This is a genomic window from Bradyrhizobium sp. CCBAU 11357, from assembly GCF_028128865.1.
GTDB lineage: Bacteria > Pseudomonadota > Alphaproteobacteria > Rhizobiales > Xanthobacteraceae > Bradyrhizobium.
Map to the genome: position 1 here is coordinate 553,221 of NZ_LBJW01000017.1, position 18,053 is coordinate 571,273.

General features: G+C 60.3%; 19 protein-coding genes and 2 pseudogenes. 9 read left to right on the forward strand and 12 right to left on the reverse strand.

Annotated features, from left to right (window positions below; translation table 11 throughout):
• Positions 1-37 precede the first annotated feature (37 nt).
• On the reverse strand, positions 38-304 hold the full coding sequence (locus tag XI05_RS07675) for a hypothetical protein (protein WP_271500087.1): 267 nt from the start codon (positions 302-304) through the stop codon (positions 38-40).
• Between the two features lie 1,297 nt (positions 305-1,601).
• On the opposite strand from XI05_RS07675, the gene XI05_RS07680 reads away from it, so the two are divergent.
• Positions 1,602-1,850: a hypothetical protein gene (locus XI05_RS07680; protein WP_271500089.1), complete on the forward strand. Its 249-nt coding sequence runs from the start codon at positions 1,602-1,604 to the stop codon at positions 1,848-1,850.
• 134 nt (positions 1,851-1,984) lie between these two features.
• Here the strand turns inward: XI05_RS07680 and XI05_RS39670 are convergent.
• The 3 genes and pseudogenes from XI05_RS39670 to XI05_RS07695 form a co-directional block, all read right to left on the reverse strand.
• A pseudogene (locus XI05_RS39670) lies at positions 1,985-2,320 on the reverse strand (GAF domain-containing protein); the annotation flags it as partial.
• Between the two features lie 154 nt (positions 2,321-2,474).
• Positions 2,475-3,302: a hypothetical protein gene (locus XI05_RS07690; protein WP_271500092.1), complete on the reverse strand. Its 828-nt coding sequence runs from the start codon at positions 3,300-3,302 to the stop codon at positions 2,475-2,477.
• A 175-nt stretch (positions 3,303-3,477) separates the two neighbouring features.
• The gene (locus tag XI05_RS07695) at positions 3,478-4,149 is read right to left on the reverse strand and encodes an AI-2E family transporter (RefSeq protein ID WP_271500095.1); all 672 of its coding nucleotides are present in this window, start codon (positions 4,147-4,149) and stop codon (positions 3,478-3,480) included.
• A 494-nt stretch (positions 4,150-4,643) separates the two neighbouring features.
• Here XI05_RS07695 and XI05_RS07700 point away from each other — a divergent pair.
• Both XI05_RS07700 and XI05_RS07705 read left to right on the forward strand, forming a co-directional pair.
• Positions 4,644-4,940 (forward strand): annotated as a pseudogene (locus XI05_RS07700) (hypothetical protein).
• A gap of 125 nt (positions 4,941-5,065) precedes the next feature.
• Positions 5,066-5,482 carry a hypothetical protein gene (locus XI05_RS07705; RefSeq protein WP_271500646.1) on the forward strand — a complete coding sequence of 139 codons (417 nt, stop codon included), beginning with the start codon at positions 5,066-5,068 and terminating at the stop codon, positions 5,480-5,482.
• A 245-nt stretch (positions 5,483-5,727) separates the two neighbouring features.
• On the opposite strand, the gene XI05_RS07710 is transcribed toward XI05_RS07705, so the two are convergent.
• Positions 5,728-5,919, reverse strand: coding sequence for a hypothetical protein (locus tag XI05_RS07710; protein ID WP_028150789.1), 192 nt, complete (start codon positions 5,917-5,919; stop codon positions 5,728-5,730).
• 158 nt (positions 5,920-6,077) lie between these two features.
• Between XI05_RS07710 and XI05_RS07715 the strand changes: the two genes are divergently transcribed.
• Positions 6,078-6,440, forward strand: coding sequence for a PRC-barrel domain-containing protein (locus XI05_RS07715; protein WP_271500098.1), 363 nt, complete (start codon positions 6,078-6,080; stop codon positions 6,438-6,440).
• A gap of 95 nt (positions 6,441-6,535) precedes the next feature.
• Entirely contained in the window at positions 6,536-6,922 is a 387-nt protein-coding gene (locus XI05_RS07720; protein WP_271500102.1) for a response regulator, read from the forward strand.
• Positions 6,923-6,991: 69 nt separating this feature from the next.
• Here the strand turns inward: XI05_RS07720 and XI05_RS07725 are convergent, their stop codons facing one another.
• Entirely contained in the window at positions 6,992-7,207 is a 216-nt protein-coding gene (locus tag XI05_RS07725) for a hypothetical protein (protein WP_271500105.1), read from the reverse strand.
• A 360-nt stretch (positions 7,208-7,567) separates the two neighbouring features.
• On the opposite strand from XI05_RS07725, the gene XI05_RS07730 reads away from it, so the two are divergent.
• Both XI05_RS07730 and XI05_RS07735 read left to right on the forward strand, forming a co-directional pair.
• On the forward strand, positions 7,568-7,813 hold the full coding sequence (locus tag XI05_RS07730; RefSeq protein WP_271500108.1) for a hypothetical protein: 246 nt from the start codon (positions 7,568-7,570) through the stop codon (positions 7,811-7,813).
• 56 nt (positions 7,814-7,869) lie between these two features.
• Positions 7,870-8,022 (forward strand): hypothetical protein, encoded by a 153-nt coding sequence (locus XI05_RS07735; protein ID WP_271500111.1) that lies wholly within the window; start codon positions 7,870-7,872, stop codon positions 8,020-8,022.
• A gap of 1 nt (position 8,023) precedes the next feature.
• Here the strand turns inward: XI05_RS07735 and XI05_RS07740 are convergent, their stop codons facing one another.
• A complete protein-coding gene (locus tag XI05_RS07740; protein ID WP_271500114.1) occupies positions 8,024-8,218 on the reverse strand; it encodes a hypothetical protein in 195 nt (64 codons plus the stop codon).
• Positions 8,219-9,007: 789 nt separating this feature from the next.
• Between XI05_RS07740 and XI05_RS07745 the strand changes: the two genes are divergently transcribed.
• Positions 9,008-9,175: a hypothetical protein gene (locus tag XI05_RS07745; RefSeq protein ID WP_271500117.1), complete on the forward strand. Its 168-nt coding sequence runs from the start codon at positions 9,008-9,010 to the stop codon at positions 9,173-9,175.
• A gap of 323 nt (positions 9,176-9,498) precedes the next feature.
• Here the strand turns inward: XI05_RS07745 and XI05_RS07750 are convergent, their stop codons facing one another.
• The 5 genes from XI05_RS07750 to XI05_RS07775 form a co-directional block, all read right to left on the reverse strand.
• The gene (locus XI05_RS07750) at positions 9,499-10,137 is read right to left on the reverse strand and encodes a hydrolase (RefSeq protein WP_271500120.1); all 639 of its coding nucleotides are present in this window, start codon (positions 10,135-10,137) and stop codon (positions 9,499-9,501) included.
• Positions 10,138-10,187: 50 nt separating this feature from the next.
• Positions 10,188-10,658 (reverse strand): YybH family protein, encoded by a 471-nt coding sequence (locus tag XI05_RS07755; protein ID WP_271500123.1) that lies wholly within the window; start codon positions 10,656-10,658, stop codon positions 10,188-10,190.
• An 88-nt stretch (positions 10,659-10,746) separates the two neighbouring features.
• Positions 10,747-11,187, reverse strand: a complete 441-nt coding sequence (locus tag XI05_RS07760; RefSeq protein ID WP_442869240.1) for a YybH family protein — start codon at positions 11,185-11,187, stop codon at positions 10,747-10,749.
• A gap of 3,563 nt (positions 11,188-14,750) precedes the next feature.
• Entirely contained in the window at positions 14,751-14,939 is a 189-nt protein-coding gene (locus XI05_RS07770) for a hypothetical protein (protein WP_271500128.1), read from the reverse strand.
• Positions 14,940-15,003: 64 nt separating this feature from the next.
• Entirely contained in the window at positions 15,004-15,780 is a 777-nt protein-coding gene (locus XI05_RS07775; protein ID WP_172785403.1) for an outer membrane protein, read from the reverse strand.
• 1,633 nt (positions 15,781-17,413) lie between these two features.
• On the opposite strand from XI05_RS07775, the gene XI05_RS07780 reads away from it, so the two are divergent.
• Positions 17,414-17,827, forward strand: a complete 414-nt coding sequence (locus XI05_RS07780; protein ID WP_271500133.1) for an ABC transporter substrate binding protein — start codon at positions 17,414-17,416, stop codon at positions 17,825-17,827.
• Positions 17,828-18,053: the final 226 nt, after the last annotated feature.

Sequence of the window (18,053 nt, forward strand, 5' to 3'; positions counted from 1 at the left end):
TTTGGCCGCCATCCTTTCCATGAGCCTGTAAGCTCGGTCAATTGGCGAATTGCGGTGGTTTGCCGCTCTCGAAATCCGGCCTGAGGTCGGCCCCGCGGTTTCCGCAGCCGGCGCAGACGAAGCGCGGCTCGACATCAGACAAGCGAACATCGTCTGACCAGCGATCGGCGCTCAGCGCGACGTGGTGGCCGCAATGACAGTAGACCAGCACACGGCGCAAGCCCATCTCGCGCATCTGGCCGAAAGTGATCTTCATCGGCCGGCCGTCGGCGTGCGTGAGGGTGTGGCGTGCAGAGCGTGGCATCTCGCCATCGAAGCGCGGCGCCGGCCAGAGTCAAATTATCAATCCCTTGGGCATCGGAACGCGCGAGAGCTACTGCGCCTCGTGGGTGTGGAAAGCTAATCGCAAAGCGCGACCGGCACAGGCTGATGACGCACCGCCGAAGCTGAGGCGTTAAAGAGGAGAACCCGCCGGTTTACGCTGTCGGGCTTCTTTATTTACATTCGAGGCCGCAAGAGAACGTAGCATCTGTTCAGCTCGCTCCTTCGTCAAATTGGCCGCCATGTAATCCCCGATCAATGCAGGGCCCTTGCGTTCTCGATCGTAAATCATCCAACCCTTGCCGCCCATTCGAACAAAAAAATCGGCTCGGCGGCGGAATGTCGTTAATCAATGAAGTAGCTCCCGGTGCCCAGCGACAGCAGGGGAGAGCATCAGCTTGGTGGATTCATTCGCATATGTGAATGCCAGGTGGTTTTTGACGCAAAGCAAAACGGCCTCAAGCAGGCTCCGGGGCTGGCTCGGATGCTGAGGCCGTTCGGCGCAGCCCAAAAAATAGGCGCGCGCTGCATATTTCTCCCAATCGCGGCGGGTCGCAAGGAATACTCGGACCAGCTGTACATTATTGCTGCCGGTTCACACTGGCGGGCCTAGACACACGCGAAGGCCGCAGCGGAGGTTTCATTCGCTGCGGCCCACGTCTGTCAAAAATCCGGGTAAAAAGATTAAGTGAAATATGCGGCCAGCCCCGGTGAAAAAAAACTTAATCGGGAAAACGGAAAAGCGAATCATTTCGGCGGTTCCGAAAATGAAACTTGCATGCTCGCCAACGTAGAATAGAGGAGATTGCCGGCCCCGCTGGCGGGCCGCGTTCATTTTCGGTTCAGCCGTTTTGTCGAATCTGGACTAGCATTCCGAGCGGCCTCAGAGGGATGGCGTCTGTTCCGGAATGTTTGGGACCCGGACAAACCCTCTCCGGGTCCCGTCTAATTACATTGCCGGTACTGTCCGTATTTTTCTCAGTCTTCTAGTTTGTTCGTGCAGGTGTCTTAAATTAATTTGCGGCCTTAATCGCCTGCGCTACGTTCTGACGAAAACCAGACGTGTCGAGGCGTGCCCGTGTCGCAAGCCCCAGCCTCATACCTGATATTTCGCTGCCCCAAGTGCCACAAGCCCATGCAGCTCTTGGAGCGCCTCTTGAGCCCTAAGACCGCCCGCTACGTGCGGGTGTTCAAATGTGCGGGGAACTCGTCTGGGTTGACTTGACGGAACCGGAACTCTTAACCTGAGTTAAGTTCCCGGACTTGGCTGGGAGGCGCATATGACTACACGCGACTTGAAATGGCTTGCCGAACAGATCGAAATCAAGCTGGAGCGGATACGCGCCAAGACCGAGCGTGAGCAGGAAATGATTCAGCGATCGGCCGAACTGATAGCCAAGGCGAAGGCGCTGCTTAGCGAGCCCGCCCCGAAAAGGCCGCCTCAGCTGGCGGCTTCTACCTCATCCGCGAGGAGATACTGCGATCGCCGGGGGCAGATCGTGCCCCCGTTCGTACACCAGATCCCATAGCTCCCGCGCGACGGCATCGTTGACGTCGGCGAGTTTCGCTGCCGCTCAATGCGAGCGCTATCTAACCGGATCTCAGGCATGGTCATCCCCGTTCGCATTCCGAACGTGGGAAATTGTCCGATGCCGTCAGGAAACTATCGGCGTGTCCCCTGATTTCGATTCCGAGGGTCGGAGGTTCGAGTTTCGGAATCGACGTCATTGGTCGCTTGGGCGTTCTGGAGATCGGCCATCAATTGGTTCGCCAGCTCCTGCAGACGGTGTCGATCTCGATCAGCGAACTCCCGCGGTTCGGTATCGATTAGACAAAGGCAACCCACAACATGACCAGATAAAGTTCTCAGGGGGACTCCTGCGTAGAAGAGAATGCCTCTCTCCAGCACACGCGGATCATCGGCGAAGCGCGGATCCTCGGAGACATCCTCGCAAACCAACATATCGTCTGCAGCGATCACATGCGCGCGAGGGAGCCCTCGTGGTTGCCCTGCACAGCTTGAACCTCCTGGGGGAGGCTATCGGGGGCAGTTGGGTGAGTATCATCAACCAAGGACACCAGCGCGATCGGAACGTTGAAGGCTTGTGCAACCTTTTTGGACGCCTCATCTAAGGCCTGACGTTTCGAGGTATTCAAGCCAAGGCTGCGTAGCGCGGTGAGCTGCGCTCGCTCGGCCTCAGCCGTAACCTGGGGCGCATCGCCGCGAGTTGCTGCTCGACCGATCCATGCCTCCACCTGCTCGGTGCAGGCTTGCAGAGATGCGAATGCTGCGTCGGCGGCCATTTGCCTCTTGAGCTCTTCGCCTGTTCCATTCCGGCACTCAAATTCCAGCAGCAGACGGCAAACTTCACGTGGGGCGCCCGGCGACGTAGGCGACGAAAGACATAGCGTGCATAGACCTGGGGCTGCGGGTGAAAATAGGACAGGCACACCACGTCCACCCCTTGGAGATCAAGCTGCTCCAGTGCTCCCCGACTGACCACGATCGGCGGCAACACTTTTGCGCGGAGGTTGCGCTCTTGAAGTACCTGGGCGAGCATCTCGGACGCTGCATGGTCAAGCTCCGTACGTCCGGCGAGACAGAGGACGCATGGTCGCTGCGTCAGATGATTTCCCTCTTCCACCGCAGACGGCTTCTCGCGCACATGGTCGTCAACCTCCCGCACAACCGCGATAGCCGTTTCCGCGACAAGGCGCCGGTAGTTCGTGTCGGTGCTGCTGCGCTGACGATCATTTTCAGCCAAGCGCAGAGCCGGAATGCCTACGTTATCGTACAGCTCGCGCGAGGAGCACTCGTCGACATAGTTCTCAGCGAACTCGACCGCCTCCTCGAGATTGCCAGCCAATAAACGCTGATAGAGCTGCTCCTCCGGCGCAAGCACAGGATCGCTGCCAAGCAGAACTCCCAAGAACTCCAACTGCGGGACGTAACGCCCGATGACGACCAGGCAGACGGTCAAAGGTGTCGCCAGGAATAGCCCAACCGGTCCCCACAGCATCGATCCAGAAGATCGCGGCGATGATGATCGCAAGGGATGACAGCCCCGTGCTGGAGCCGTAAAGCCAGGGCTCAATGACATTATTGCTGATGAGTTCAGCCGTGAGGAATAGCCCGACGACCCAGAACAGCATCGTTCAGCCTGGATCGACGGCGATGGCCAGGGCAACAGGAAATATCGCGGCCAGAAAAGGACCGAGATAGGGAATGAATCGGAGTACCGCTGCGAGCAGGCCCCAAAGAATCGCGTTCGGTACGCCCACGAAGTAAAGTGCAACACCGATCGGAATACCGTAAGTCAGATTAACAACCAGCTGCATCAGCAAATAACGGCTGACCCGGGAGGCGGCATCGTTGAGGGCCTGCGTACTCTTCTGAAGATCACCGGCTCCTGCCAATTTGATGAATCGATCGCGCAGGTCTTCCCGCTCGAGCAGCACAAAGATCACGAAAATGACGACTAGCCCGGAAGTAGCGAGCGGTGCCAGCAACGGACCTATGACAGAGCGAATGAGCTCCAACGGTCTCGGCTGTGGCGGCTCGAGCCGCACAGTGACGGGTTCCCGAGGCTCAGTACCTGCGCCAAGCCCGGACGAGGCGTTCCCCGACCTTTTCTCGTCGCCCGAGATCTCTCTGCCAAGATCCTGCATCGTCGTGGTGACGGTGTCGACGACTCCACCGCCTGGGGCCGAGCTCTGCAATGAGTGGATCTTCTCGGTGATGGTGGTCTGATAATTGGGGAGGTTGGTGGCGAGCTGGACAAGTTGCCGCCCGACGACCAAGGCGATTCCCGCGACCGATAAAAGCAAGGGAAACCGCGATTAGTACCGCTGCGATGCGAGGTACTTTCCAGCGTCTTAGCCAATGGGGTGTGAGAACGAAGCTCAGCAGGATAGCAAGAGCAGAAGGAACGAAGACTTCCCGGCCGAGATAGAGCGCTCCGATGGCCAAGACGATGCCACCGGCCGTCAGCATGGGCGAAGACGCGACTCGCGTGGCCGGTGTGCCTTGCGGCGCCGCCGGAGTCAGCTCAGCCATAGGGGCGAGCCTTTCGATACGGGTTTCGGCAGATCAACCCCAGATCAACGGGTTTGATCCATCCCGACATTTCGAGGTGTCTGGGATCTGCCCGCCGACGCGCTCGGCTCCTCGACGGTGGTTTGGCGCATCGCGCTCGGCCTTCTCGGATCATGGCGAGCGACGTCAGCGACGGCGTCTGGACTAGGAACGCACGACGCAACCGCACGTTCGGGCTCCAGGTATTCGCGATCCGCGATTCCGAACGCACAGTGGAGGATTCCAAATGAGGTCCATCGCGAGCGCTCTCGTGTTCGCCCTGGCGATGTCGGCTCCGGCCGCATTTGCCCAGACAACCAAACCGGATGTCTCATCCGCGCCGAGCGCGCAGAATTGAGGCGCCGGCATCGCCGGCCAGCCTGGCAACAAGAATGGCCCGGCGGCAAAACCGGGAGAGACCGTCGGCTCCAGCTCGACGCTCAACCAGCAGAATCCGATAGTCCAGCAGCAGGACACGTCCAACATCAAGGGGCTGCCCGGAAACAAGAGCGGTCCGCCGGCCAAGAAGCCGGATCAGCAGTGACGTTGTCGTTGGCGATCGATAGCCAAGCCGAGACGCCGCTCGTCGGGTCTTCATGACTCCTGGGAGGAGACGCGATGTAATGGCTGGTGTCAGCGCTCGTTCTCGGACTTGCCGCCTCGAGCTCCATGGTCTCGGCTCAACGGGTGAGATGGACGATCTATTCCATCCCGCAGACAGGCACCTCTGTCGATTTCCCGGCCTCGATCTTTACCGAAGAAGCCGGCCGTCCGGACGGGTACGGACAGCGATTTCGGACGGCTGACGGCCGAGCCGACCTCACGATACAGGCCGCACCCAACGTCTCGAACGATTCACCGGCTGCATTTCTCGCAAAGAAGCATCCGCCCGCGCGCATTCAGTACAAGCGAACGGCGCCTCGGTTCTTTGCGGTGTCCAGCTACAAGGGCGAGAAGGTCTGGTACAACCGGTGCAACTTCTCGAGCGGATTGATTCACTGCGTCCTGATCAACTACCCGGCGAGCGAAGAGCGCGAGTGGGACGACATCGTAACGCGCATCAGTCTCTCGCTGACCGGCAGGTAAGGCGGGTGTGGGGTGGCCCTCGAGGCCGGGCGGGCGCCTAGGCGCGTGGCTTCGAGAACACAGAAGTCCGGAGAGGCCGCCGCCTTTGGCTGTCCTCGCGAGCGCTAGTTCTGAATAGCGGGTCGCGAGACCTTTGGCTATCCGCGACAGGCGCCCTAGTTCAACGGCGGGGGACGGCCCCGCAGTTCAGTAGGGTAGCAAGGTTATCGTTCCTCCAATCTGCCCGGGGTTCGTCGACCTGTGGTTCACGCGGTAGCCGCCGCCCGCCCGGCGTCGGTGATGCGATACTCGATATCTCCGGATGGAAGTGGTTCGGTTTCCACGAGACCCAGCTCCACGAGCCGCGCCACGATTTCGTGGTCGAACGTCGGCGGGCTGACCCAGGATTCGCCGAGGAGCTTCCTCAGAAAATCACGCTCCAGATCGGTCAGCTCCATCCTCGACCTCCGCTCGCCGACTTCGTCCGAGACATTGCGGCGCGTCATCCGATCCGGCCGCCTCATCCCTGGGAAATCAACATTCCGCCGCGGATTGTGCCAGGAACGGAGGCATCGTCGCACCGTTGATTTCCGAAGATAACACCTAGGAGGTCAACATGGCCATGGAAGATCGCGAGACGTTCAATCTGATCGGTAGCGACAAGGTGGAGGGTACGAACGTGTACGGGGCCGACGGGGAAAAGGTCGGCTACATCGAGCGCGTCATGATCGACAAGGTCAGCGGCAAGGTTTCGTACGCCGTGCTCAGCTTCGGCGGGCTGCTCGGCATCGGCGATGATCACTATCCGCTGCCCTGGCAGGCGTTGAAATACGACACCAACCTCGGCGGCTACGTCACCGGTATCACCCAGGACCAGCTCCGCGGCGCCCCCAAATACGACGACGAGAGCAGTTGGAATTTGAGCGACCCAGCGACCACGCGCTCCGTGAACGCCTACTACGGCGTGCCGGTGGCTTGAGAAGGCAGGACACTCTGGCGCCGGCTCGACGCGAAGCTCGCCGCACCCCCGACGCCTGGCCGACGACCCGGCCTGATCGCCGCGGAGACTTGAAAGTGAATGATGCCGTTCGTGTTCTGGTCGTGGAGGACGAAGCTCTCATCGCCGGCTTCGTGGAGGACGCCTTGTCTGATGGCGGTTTCGAGGCCTGCTCGGTCCATTCGGGGGAGGAGGCCATATCCACGTTTCGCGATGGCCGCGAGGGATGTCGGGTCCTGCTGACGGACATCAACCTGGGTCACGGCATCAGCGGCTGGGAGCTGGCGCAGCAGATCAGGGAAATCACGCCTGGCTTTCCGGTGGTCTACATGACGAGCGCCAGCGCGCCTGAGTGGCAGTCGCAGGGCGTCGAAGGTAGCGTCCTGATCCAGAAGCCCTTTGCGCCGGCACAATTGACTGCCGCCGTCTCGCAGCTACTCGAGAGCGGGGCCTCGCCGGCTTGAACCGGCATCGTCGTGAGTTTCCGTTCATCCGATCAGTAGCGGCCGATCGTCGCTTGCCCGCGCTCTCCTTTAGCCGCGCATTGCGGCCGCGGCGCGAGCCGCCGCGACGGCCATCCAGTCCCGCAGCAGGCCTCTGTCCTCTCGCGAAAAGGAGGCTCGCCGCTTGAGATCATCCAGGGTCTCACCGGGATGGCATCGCTGGTAGTCCTCGCGGATCAGCGACTCCAGGTAGGTCCGGTCCCAAGCGCCGGCTGGATCGAGTTGCGGGTGTGAGTAGGTCTTCATGGTTGTCGTTTCGGTGCACGTGGTCGAGGGCGATCCGGATGCCGGCACAACGGCAAGAGCGATTGGTGGTTCGCCGGCAGATATCGAGGAGAGGCGCCGAGGCGGGAACCTGTGCAAGTCCAGGCCGTTCGCAAGCTTGGGGGCTCGCCTTAGGAGCCGTCACGATGATCGAAACCGAGACCCTCTTGGAAAAATGCCTCCGCTGCGGCGCCTGGCCGATGGCCGCGAGCCTGCAGCGGACGTCATCCGCGCAGCCGGATGTCCGGTTCAGGTGTCCAAGGTGTCACGGTGACGAGGCCGGCCGGCTGCGGCGCCCGTTCGTGCCGCGCGACCCGCCTCGGACTCTTGATGCAGCCTGAGATGAAGATCCGCTCCCATTCCGAAAGCCACATCGTGGAACTCGAAGACGGCTCGTGCTGGCAGATCTTTCCGGGCGATCTCGACTTGACGCTCGACTGGAAGCCCGAAACCGAGCTGACGGTCGTCGAGGCCGAAGACGAGGTCGCCACCCACCAACTGCTGGGCGCTGGCGGGAAGGTGCGTGTCAGGCCCGTCGGCGACGGTTGGCCTGCGAAGGACACCAAGGACGCCCCGAAGGACGGCTGACGTACGTGCGGCTGCGGAGGACGCCGCGACCCGCCTGGAAGCGGGCTGGAATTGCCATGAAAGACGAGAAGACCCGATTGCTGGCCGAAGCCCGGAGGTGCAGGGGCTTGGCTGCTTCCATCACCGATCCGGAGGTGATCGACCGGCTCGCCGCCCTGGCGGAAGAATACGAACGCCGGGCCAATGCTTCGCCGGACGCGAAGGACTGAGTCAGGACTCTCCCGAGCCAGAGAACAGCAAGTTCGGCGGCGTTGCCCTTGGCACCGGAGCGCGTCCGTAGCTTGATCCGCTGCTCTTGAGATCGTACCGCTTGGCTAGATCGAGCAGCCGCCGCTTGGTGAACGGGTCCGCATTCTCCGCCAGATCGCGCGCCCGCTGCGCGAAGCCTCTGTAGAACTCTTCCACGACGCCACCCCCGCAACAATCACTGAAAGCCCGATTTCAATATCGGGCGGCGGAAAGGTCAAGAAGCGAGGGGGAGCGAGAACGATTTTTCGGCGACACTGTTGCGCCGGCGGCCCGGACCGACCTACGCTGCGGCCGGCAGGGGAAATCCGATGGCTGTGCTGTTTTCGAGCCGGAAGCTTTGTCCGACGTGCGGCAAGCCGATGACGGCTGTCCCCGACGATGTCGTAGCGGGGCGGCAGCGTTATGTCTGTACGCACTGCGATACCGATCCGATGCACGATCCCGCCGCCCGCAGGTGGGCTGATAGCCCGCTACGGGCACCGGCCAAGTAGGGCTACGTTTGCCAAGCGAGCGTTCTGGTATGATCGCTCGAGTGCCGCGACCCGAGGTTTGCTGCCATGCGATTACTGTCAGTCGTCGTCTCCTCGTTGGTCTGCCTGGCCGCCTTGCCGCGTCCGCCGAGACGTGCTCTCAAGCCATCGCGCACTGCAAACAGGACGGCTCCCGGCATCCGGAAGCGGACGCGAAGTGTAGCGCCGCCGGGAACGCCTGCATGCAATCCGGAAAGTTCATCGGCCCCTATACGGGCAAGGTTTGGCGTGGTCTCGTCAAGCAGTGAAGCTCGCCCGGACAAAGCCGGAGGCAGCTTCGGGCCACAGAAGCTTTGCTTCTGGTCGCGTCGCCAGCGCTCCGCCTGATCAGTATATCCACGATCGCCCAGAGGGCTGGCAAGTTCGCCGGCGGCGCACCAAATCGTTTGCAGGTTCCAAACGCTGGGGAGGTGCGATGTCGACCGTGGCAAAGCTGCTTGCGCGCAAGGAGGCACTCCTGGAGCGGCTGGAGAGCGATCCCGGACCGAACGAACGCGAGGAAATCGAACGGCTGCTCGCGCAGATCGCGACCGCGCTCAGCCTGCTCGAGCCCGGAAATGCCGCCGCGCCGAGCGAGGAATAGGATGGAATGCAGATCGGCCCCGGCAGCCGTATTGCTGCCGAGGCCGATCGCGCTCTCAAACTGTCCAAATGCTTTCGCCGTCCAACCCGCAGGTCCTGGCTTCGTTCCATCGAACGTACCCGCGGGTCGCTCTCGGAGCCGACGCCGTATCTGCGGTCGCAAAATCTTGGGGCGGAGCCCGAGTCCGGGCCTCCGCAACCGTAACGGCACCGGAGCGCGCGCTCTTCGCTCGGCACGAAGCCAACTCTACGCCTCCGAACGCGGTTCGCTTTGAGGAATCTCAACTTCGCGTGGCTGACCACGAAAAGGGCCGACGTTGTTCCTCAAGCCGACTTATGCAGACGGCGATGCTGAGGGAAATACCATCGCATGACTTCTCGCAGCTTGTCGGAATCTCCCCGCGCCCAATTGCGCATGATCTCGCAACCGAAGGAGATCGCCGTGATCGGCCTTGCCCCGGCCTGGATCATTCGGTCGAACGCGCGTTCGTGCGCCGCCGGCGAGATGCCGCCTACGGCGTCGGCGACCGGATAGACCTCGTAGCCTTCGGCCAACATGTCGAGGGTCGGAAAGGCGAGGCAGACCTCGGTCCAAAGCGCCCCGATGACCACCTTGCGCCGGCCCGTGTCCTGGACCGCCTTGCGGAAGTCATCGTCTTCCCACGCATTGACGCCCGTGCGGTCGATTTCTTCCACTCCCGGCAGAGCCGCGCGGATCTCCGGAATCGTGCCTTCGTTCACGCCCATGTCGACCGCCACCGTCGAGAGCACCACAGGGATGCCGTAGGCCTGAGCGAGTTTGCACAGCGCAACCGCATTGAGGGTGATCTCCTCACGGGAGGATGAAGTCACGCTGGAATACTGCTCAGGCTGGTAGTCGATCAGGACCAGAACGCAGTTTTTCGGGGTCAGAAGGTGATCGGCCTTCGGGTCGCGGACGGGTTCGGGCTGGGTCTTTGCCACGTTGTTCCTCTTTCGCATTGATGATTCAAATCTAATATCACCAAGATCCGCTAATGCGCGAGCTTCAGGCGAGCTATCGACGGCCTACTTACCGTCGTTCCAGAATCGGTCCCGAGCTTCCAGTCGTTTCCGACCTTTTCCCAGACCACCACATATTTCCCAGATGCCTCTTGCGGCGTCGCGCCCTTGGTCTTCAGGCTATAGGTCCCGATCTCGCGTGCGGCGGAGGCGCCGAGCGGTTTGACCTCAATGGTCGTCAGTTTCAGATTACCAGCCTGTTCCGCCATGCCTTTCCACATTGCCTCGATGGCCGTTGCGCCGCGCACCGCTGCAGAACCGGGCGGCAATGCGGTCGCGTCGGTGGCGTAGAGTGACGTGATTCCAGCGAAATCGCCCTTCTTGAAGAATTCGATCAATTTCGCGTTGGTCGCCTCAATTTCCGCCTTCTGCGCCGACGCAGGGACCATCGACGCGATCATGAATGTAATCACCAGCGCCAGACTTCGCATCATCATCATCATCTCCCGTGACTACTTGTTTCATCGGCATCGAAGGGGGGAGGATCACACCGATCCGCCCTCCCGGTCGTCAGTTCAGTAGAACAACAACTCAGTTGAAGGTTTGAAGCCGGAGCTTCAACGAGCCGTCCGCTTGCCGCTCGAATACGTGCATTGCGAGACCGCTGAAGGGCGCCGGCTTGCCGTCCTTGTCCTTGCCGGTGGCGGTCCACTTGGCCGTGCCGAACACGATTTTGTCGTCTCCGCCGGCGTCGATCATCTCCAGCTTGTGACCCGTCACTCCGCTCGCAAAGAGCTCGGCCCAGAACTTCTCGATTTCCGCCGGGCCCGACGCGACCTGGTGGGTCGGCGGCATCAGCTTGGCGGTTGCGACACAGTTTGCTGTAATGGCCTTCGCGTCCTGCTTGTTGAATGCGGCGTCCCACGCCGCATACGCTTTCTCGATATCGGTCTTGGCGTCTCCGGCGAGCGATACGTCCGGAGCGATGGCGAGCAGACAAATGACTAATGCTGATGCTTGAGCCAATTTGATCGGATTACTCCTCTGTTACATTAACGCCTTTGGCCCCCTTCTCCGATCGCCCTGACAATCAGTGATCGCATGCAGCAGCATGACGACAAGCGTCGTCGCGCGTGCTGCACCTGGTCCTGTTCGTCCTTGATAACGCGGTCTGGCGGCCAAGCTCCGTCGGAAAGGCTACCGGCTGGCGGCTCGAACGGCGGAGGGCGTATCGCCTTCCTGGCGAATTGATCCCGAGGAGCTAGACGAGTGGCTGAGCCGGGAAATCAAACTCAGTTGATGGACAGGCCGCTTCTGCAGGGCAAGGCAGTGAAATACAAGACCCCGCCGGTTCACGCTGGCGGGCCTCGCAGCCTCACGTGCTACTCCTCGGTGGCTCCTGCCGAGGAATTCCCCTTGCAATTGTCCTCGTCTACTGTCGTGATCCCTTGTTTGTTAAGGTATTTTTCAGTCCTGTTGCGTTGAGGTAATGATGAGTATTTCCGGTCGCATTTTTGATGCTGCTATTGCTCTGCACCAACGTACCGTTTTTCTCGAAGGTCAAATTGCTGAATTGGGTGTCCTGCGAAGCCGATTGGCCCAAGCTCAGCTTTGACGCTCGCGGTTGAGGCCCGGTCGTTCACCTTCCAATAGACTAGGTCGGCAGCGTAGGTGCAGGTAACTTTCAGCGCAACCAACCCCCGAGTTGCCATCTGGCCCTCATAGCACCAAGCTACGACAGTTCGTGAGTCGGGGGATTCATGCAACGAAAGCCGTTTGAGAGCATGTCTCTCGAAGAGCTTTGGCGACTTCACACGGTCGTCAATGAGATTCTCGCCGCGAGACTGGTCGCTAAGAAGGAAGAGCTTGAACGGCGATTAGGGCTACTGAACCGGGAAGACAAAACTCCCCATTGATGTAGGGCTTGGCGTGGCGGGCTTTTAACCACCAAAACGCTAGGCACAGGAACCTTAAGCCCGCAAATGAATCGTAGCGAGCAGCTTTCCTCAGCTGGGGGACTGCAATGCGATACGTTACTTGCGCGGTTGATCTAACCGGCGTTGCTCGCGCTGTTTACGAGCTCGATTGCCCAACCGATATAGACGCCCAGACCAGAGCCGAGAAGTTCTTGGAGGCGCATCCTATTGTTGAGGTGTGGGATGGTCCCCGCCGAGTTGGCCAGCTGTTGCGTGAGAGCTGTCGAGGCGGACAGCGAGAGTGATCCGCCATTGCCTCGTTTGGGTGTATCCGTATTGCGTCACTCAAAGAGCACGATCAGGGGTCTGTTATGTCCAAAGGGATACAGACCTGATTGCCGAATTTACCTAGACCTGACCATACCTCGGCGGCACCCCCATTACTGTCGAGGCTCCAGCGGCCTCGGCGGGTTGTGCCGGGGCCGTTTTTTGAGGGAAGGCCCGCCGGGGACTGGCTGATGGACCCTCAGCAACAAGCCCTTGCCGGTGCACGCGACAGGGGCCGTGCAGGTGGATGGCGCGAGGCTCACGCGGATGAGGTGTCGCACCAAGGCCCCGCATAACTAGTGAACGCGATCGGTGCGCGATGGATGGGCGCAAATGTTGTGCAAGGCGCGCAAACAAGAGGCCAGATGATTTCTCTGCTAGCGCCGTGGTCGTTCACGCTGCGAAAGAGGCCGCGTGTCCCCATAGCCTATCAGATTCTCGCTCAATGATGGGCTGAGATCGTGGCGAGTTTGGCGCGGGATATGCCTAGGTCCAGCCGCCGCGCCGATCGTGCGGAACGTCGCGGCACCGACCGAAGGAACCAATGTTTTCTTTAGACACTTAAGGGCCTGATAGCCGAACGACGGTGCAGCCGTTGCTGAGGCTATGGGCCCGGCCTCCTAGTCACACCGGGCCCGCTTCGCTTAAGGCCGCGAGCCCGCAAATTGCGGCGGCCTGCCGCTCGAAACCGGCCTGACCTCGGCGCCGTGATTGCCGCATCCACGGCAGACGAACCGCGGCTCGATATCGGACAATCGAACATCATCAATAGACCAGGACGCCGCGCAAGCTCATCTCGCGCAACTGGCCGAACGTGATCTTGAGCGGCCGGCCGTCGGCGGGGCAGACGTGTCGCGTCGAGGAGGGCGAGGCATACCCGCATCAACGCGGCATCGTAAGTACCTGGCAAATTATCAATCCCTTGGACCTTGGCTCGCGCGAGAGCTACTGCAGGTCGGGGGTGGAAAACGACCTGCCGTGGTCCGGCCGGTTTAGGCTGGCGGCCTCTCTATTGCGGTACTTTCCAGCGACTGCCAGAGTGGCCCGCAGGTGTCGAGTCGATTATCGTACGAATGGCTAGCAGACATCACATGCCAAGCGGCATGGGCTGAGTAGCCTTGAGCGACCGGCGCCGTTCAGGAGGCTCGCGCGAACGCACGGGCAGCCGAACTGGCTCCAATTGTCAAAGCTCTCCAGAAGTCAGGTGCCACGTCTTTGGGGGCGCTTGCAAAGAAACTCAATGAGACCTGCGTTCCTACGCCAGCCGGGCAAGGCAGATGGTCCGCCACGCAAGTCTGGCGAATCCTCAAGCGCCTGCGTCAGATCTCACAGGACATTTGAGCAATTGTTGAAAATCCGGGCGGCGACAGGACATCAGCCGCGCCGGCCACAGACGCAATCCCCCTCAGGCATGCCTGTTAACGCTAAGGCTGCATCGGTAATCGGCGCAATACACCACGACGCTTCGCACGGCCATCGCGCGCATCTGGCCGAAAGTGATCTTGAGAGGTCGGCCGTCAGCATTTGTGGGTGTGTGGCGTCTGGCGGGGCACACAGAAATCAAAGCAGCACCGCTGCCGAGTGGCAAGTTACCGAGTCATATTTCAAAGGGGCGCAGGCCGCGCGACGCCTGAACAGCTACCTACCAATCAATGGAGGATTTTCCCGGCCCCCAACTCCACTTGCTGGGCAAGTAGAGATCAAGAGGACCATCCGCAGACGCCGGGGACACCGAGAGGTCAACACTAACTTTTGGTCTTATCGTTTGAGCGTGGACTGGAGCAACCTTCGTGCGATGTTCGTCCCGGTCAGTGCTCTGAGCGACTTCCGTTGACATGGCTGGGGCCTCCACTGAGCGTAGAAGCCTAGCAACGACGGTTGGCGAATGCTGTAGCGCAAATCTACAACTTCTGCGGAAGCGCGCCGCCCGGTCGTTTGTTTCACACCCGTAGTATATCGTGAATTGCTGTCTTAATGCCCGAAGGAATTAATGGTCGGGGTATGGTGGCAGGCTTTTGATTATCGGCGGTGTTGCCGTGTTGAGTCTGGGCGTCAAATTCGCCGCCGTGAAGTATATGGACGGTCGGACCGAGCGAAAGTGCCGCTAGAAAGCATCGGTACCTATGCGGCGCTACGGGGCTTGAACCACTTCATTGGCAATCCAATGTGGTAACCGCGCAGGCGAAGCTCTTGCTCGGTCCGGTTCAGCGTTTCGGAGATGAACTCGATGGGCGCGCCGAGATGAACAAGCTCGCACAGAAGCTCAAGATGGGGGTGGCCTCCCTGGTCTTGAGCACTGCTTAGGACCGACAGGGACAACCTTCAGCTGCAGCCCCATGGCCGTGAGCACAGCTAGGAGGTCGTTGCCAAACGCTCAATAAATGCCTGTGCGCGGCAGCCCGGTCTTTTTTCTGAAACGTTGAAATCTTTGAGCGCTTGTCCGATCGCGCTGGAAATCTTGTGAGGCTCGGCTGAAGCGAATGCCTGGTTCAGCTCGTCGGCGAGCTGCGAGCGCATGACTGGCGGGTAAGTCTTCGTCATTAGAGCCTCCCAAAAAAGAAGGCCTGCTCAAACGAGCCGGCCCTTGTTCTCGTAGTGAAGCTGCTCAGTACCGGGCGGCGACCGGAGCGCCAAAACCACCAAAACGGTAGTTTACCCGAACCAGGGCCAAGTCGACATCTTGTCCAATACGAGCAGTCCCGAAAGTAGCGCCAGCCGGTGTCGTGAAAACAGTGTCATGGTGGTCCAGGAAGATATGGTCATACTCGAAGCCAACCGACCAATTCGGAGCAAAGCCGAATTCAACGCCGGCGCCGACCGTACCGCCCCAGCGAGTTTCCCGTGCTGAAGCCAGGAGCGTACCAGCACCAAGGAAGCCCGGGGGAACGTAGCTGTCGAAGCGATTACCAACCACCCCGGCACCGCCCTTGACGTAGAGGAGGACATTGTTCCACGCGTAGCCCACCTGGCCGGTGATCAGACCAAACGAGTCGATGCGGGTGCGATTATCGGCACCAGTGAAAAGGCCAATGTTGCTGCCGTGAAAATCGGCCCAGTTGCCCTGACCCTCAACGCCGAAGACCCAGTTTGCCGATTGCCAGCGGTATCCGATCTGGCCACCAACCGTTCCCCCGGTTGCGTCGTGGCAACCCTCAGCCACAGCCGGCACGACCGGTACAACCCCCACCGCCACGATGTCGGCGCAAGTATGGGAGGAGCCCCAGCCACCGTTGATGCCGATGTAGAAGCCGCTCCAGTCATAGATCGCAGCCACCATCGGCGGAGCCTTGGTGTAGGGCCGAGCCGCCAAGTCCGCCGCACTGGCGGGAGCCGCTAGACCGAGTGCCAGAGCACCGGCCGCAGCCGCGAAAAGTTTTCTCATTCGAGTGTCTCCCCAACAATAACGAGTTCAATGAATCAGCGCGTTCGCCCACCTGCCAAACTGAGTGTAAGGTATCCACTAGAGATTGCTGTAGCCGCTACGCAACACCTCTGGCGAAAGCCGTGAATTCTCAACAGTTTCCAGGTCCTTAAAACGGAACTCAATGCACGGTTTTGTGCACAAAGCCAGACGGGCGCGCTTCATGCGCATATCAGCAGTCGGTTCCTCTAGCCGCGCGGCGGTGGCGGGTTGCGCATCTGCGCATCGACGAGCTTCCGAGGGGTTCGAGCAGGAGCGAATTCACGGAAGAAAGATGTAGACGAGAGCGAGTGCTGCGTCCGCGAGCCTGCACCAACGAGCCGAGGTAAGCCGCGAAGGTGAAGCGCAGGCCCGACACTGCGCAGGTGGCGACGAGCAGTTCGGAGCAAAGCCGCGGGTTAGCGACGCAGCGCCCGCAGCCGCTACGCCCATCCAGTGATTTTTCGATCGAGGGGAGGGAAAGGAAAGACTCGCCGCAAAGCATGCCTTGCTCGGATGATGGCATCGTCGGACGGTCGCGGATCAAACGCGGCCGCGGGAACGCTAACGATCCTGCCCATGCGCGATTGCCCGCATCGTTTCCTCTCCTTTTTCAAGGCTCAACATGCCTGAATGCGAGATCGGCAAAACGAGCTTCTCAGCGCGCTTTCTTCGCTGCGTCCATCAAGGCCGTTGGCGACGAAGGCCATTCCCCATCACGCGACGATCTCGCGTCCGCCTGGAGCATTGCGGACAACGAGGGGTAGCCGGAAAGATGCCGGGCATGCTTGGCAGACATCCGAAGCCGATGGCTGCCCTTTTGATTTGAATGGCGACGCACCGGCCGATTATGTCGGAAACCCGAGGGTAGGCAGCTCATAAGCCGACGAGGTGTATCGACTACGCGCCCCAACTTCGCACTCCTACGAATGATGCGTCGGGGTAAACTTCCGCGACTGTCTTGCGGTTTTTTCCTTACCCAATAGTACTTGCACCAACGGCCTCATAAGGCCGGTCGCATCGCGTAGACAATTAGTGTTCCCCTGCAGAACATTACAAACCTGTTCCCGGTCACAAGTGAACACAGCGATATCCTCAACTAGGACTAGCCTCCACTTGCACGGCGCGTCCTCACGCGCCTGCCCGTCGGACTGCCTGGCCCCACACTTGTCCCCTCCAGCCGCAAGGGACCGGGTTGGCCCGAGGGGCCACTTGCTTTGGATCAACGAGAAGCGGGCAGGCAAGCTGATCCGCCCGAAGGCGCGGCCGAACGGCGATCTGATGGCGCTGCGTCGGAGCGTCAGGACGGAAGTATCGGCGATGCCTGCCAGTGCGGCGCCTAAGTCGCCCAAGTCGCGCAGAAGGAAATCCTGATGCCCGCAGCCGGCAAGAAGCAAGCAAAGGCGACGATTCCAAAGAAGCCATTCGCCAAGCAACAGCGTCGCTCCACGTAAATTGCGATTGACGAGCAGGCGGGCAGGCAACCCCATGCATCGTAGAACGGTGATTGATTTGACGCGGCTCACCCTTCCACCCTCCCTAGCAATGCGAGCGCGGAAGGCCCTGGGAGCACGACGCAGGATCATCGGCTCGCCAGGCCGGGAGCCACTTGGGAATGTCTGTGAATGGGGTATTCCCTGCAGAGTTCAACGAAACTCAAATCCGCCACACCTTCGCTGCGATGACGCAACAACAATTCGAAGCTGTCCTCATTGACGAAGGGGGCGGATTTCTGGCGCAACGAGTCCTTATCGTTGAATTGGCCGAGAAATACCGTCCTCCGGTCTGTTATCCGTACCGCGACTATGTGGACTTAGGTGGGTTGATGGCTTACGCGCCTGATCTGGGCGAACTCGCCCAACGTCTTGCTGACAACGTGCACAAAATCCTAAACGGGGCAAAACCTGGCGACATTCCAGTTTTTCAGCCCACCAGATTTCAGTTGGTCGTGAATCTGAAGGCTGCCAAGTCGCTTGGGCTGACCATCTCACAGTCTATAAGCGCTCGAGCTGACGAAATAATCGAATGATTGTGGGGTGTGCTCCTGGCCCGTGGCTGACTTCCCCTCTTGGCCTCGCACGGTCCGCTTCCGAGGGCCGAGCGGAAAGCGATCGTGAAGCCACCGAGGGCAGCCTTTGACCCTGGCTGTGTGAAAACTAAAAAATCGAAACGCCGCGAAGAATGGTATTTTCCAGTCCCACCCCTAAGTTTAATCCGCTCCCGAATTGAGCGACTAAAGCGGCCTTGGACGAATA

Coding starts and splice junctions, on each gene's coding strand:
- XI05_RS07675 (WP_271500087.1), bottom strand. CDS start 304: ATGCCACGCTCTGCACGCCACACCCTCACGCACGCCGACGGCCGGCCG.
- XI05_RS07680 (WP_271500089.1), top strand. CDS start 1,602: ATGACTACACGCGACTTGAAATGGCTTGCCGAACAGATCGAAATCAAG.
- XI05_RS07705 (WP_271500646.1), top strand. CDS start 5,066: ATGGTCTCGGCTCAACGGGTGAGATGGACGATCTATTCCATCCCGCAG.
- XI05_RS07710 (WP_028150789.1), bottom strand. CDS start 5,919: ATGGAGCTGACCGATCTGGAGCGTGATTTTCTGAGGAAGCTCCTCGGC.
- XI05_RS07715 (WP_271500098.1), top strand. CDS start 6,078: ATGGCCATGGAAGATCGCGAGACGTTCAATCTGATCGGTAGCGACAAG.
- XI05_RS07725 (WP_271500105.1), bottom strand. CDS start 7,207: ATGAAGACCTACTCACACCCGCAACTCGATCCAGCCGGCGCTTGGGAC.
- XI05_RS07730 (WP_271500108.1), top strand. CDS start 7,568: ATGAAGATCCGCTCCCATTCCGAAAGCCACATCGTGGAACTCGAAGAC.
- XI05_RS07735 (WP_271500111.1), top strand. CDS start 7,870: ATGAAAGACGAGAAGACCCGATTGCTGGCCGAAGCCCGGAGGTGCAGG.
- XI05_RS07745 (WP_271500117.1), top strand. CDS start 9,008: ATGTCGACCGTGGCAAAGCTGCTTGCGCGCAAGGAGGCACTCCTGGAG.
- XI05_RS07755 (WP_271500123.1), bottom strand. CDS start 10,658: ATGATGATGATGATGCGAAGTCTGGCGCTGGTGATTACATTCATGATC.
- XI05_RS07770 (WP_271500128.1), bottom strand. CDS start 14,939: ATGACGAAGACTTACCCGCCAGTCATGCGCTCGCAGCTCGCCGACGAG.
- XI05_RS07775 (WP_172785403.1), bottom strand. CDS start 15,780: ATGAGAAAACTTTTCGCGGCTGCGGCCGGTGCTCTGGCACTCGGTCTA.
- XI05_RS07780 (WP_271500133.1), top strand. CDS start 17,414: ATGTCTGTGAATGGGGTATTCCCTGCAGAGTTCAACGAAACTCAAATC.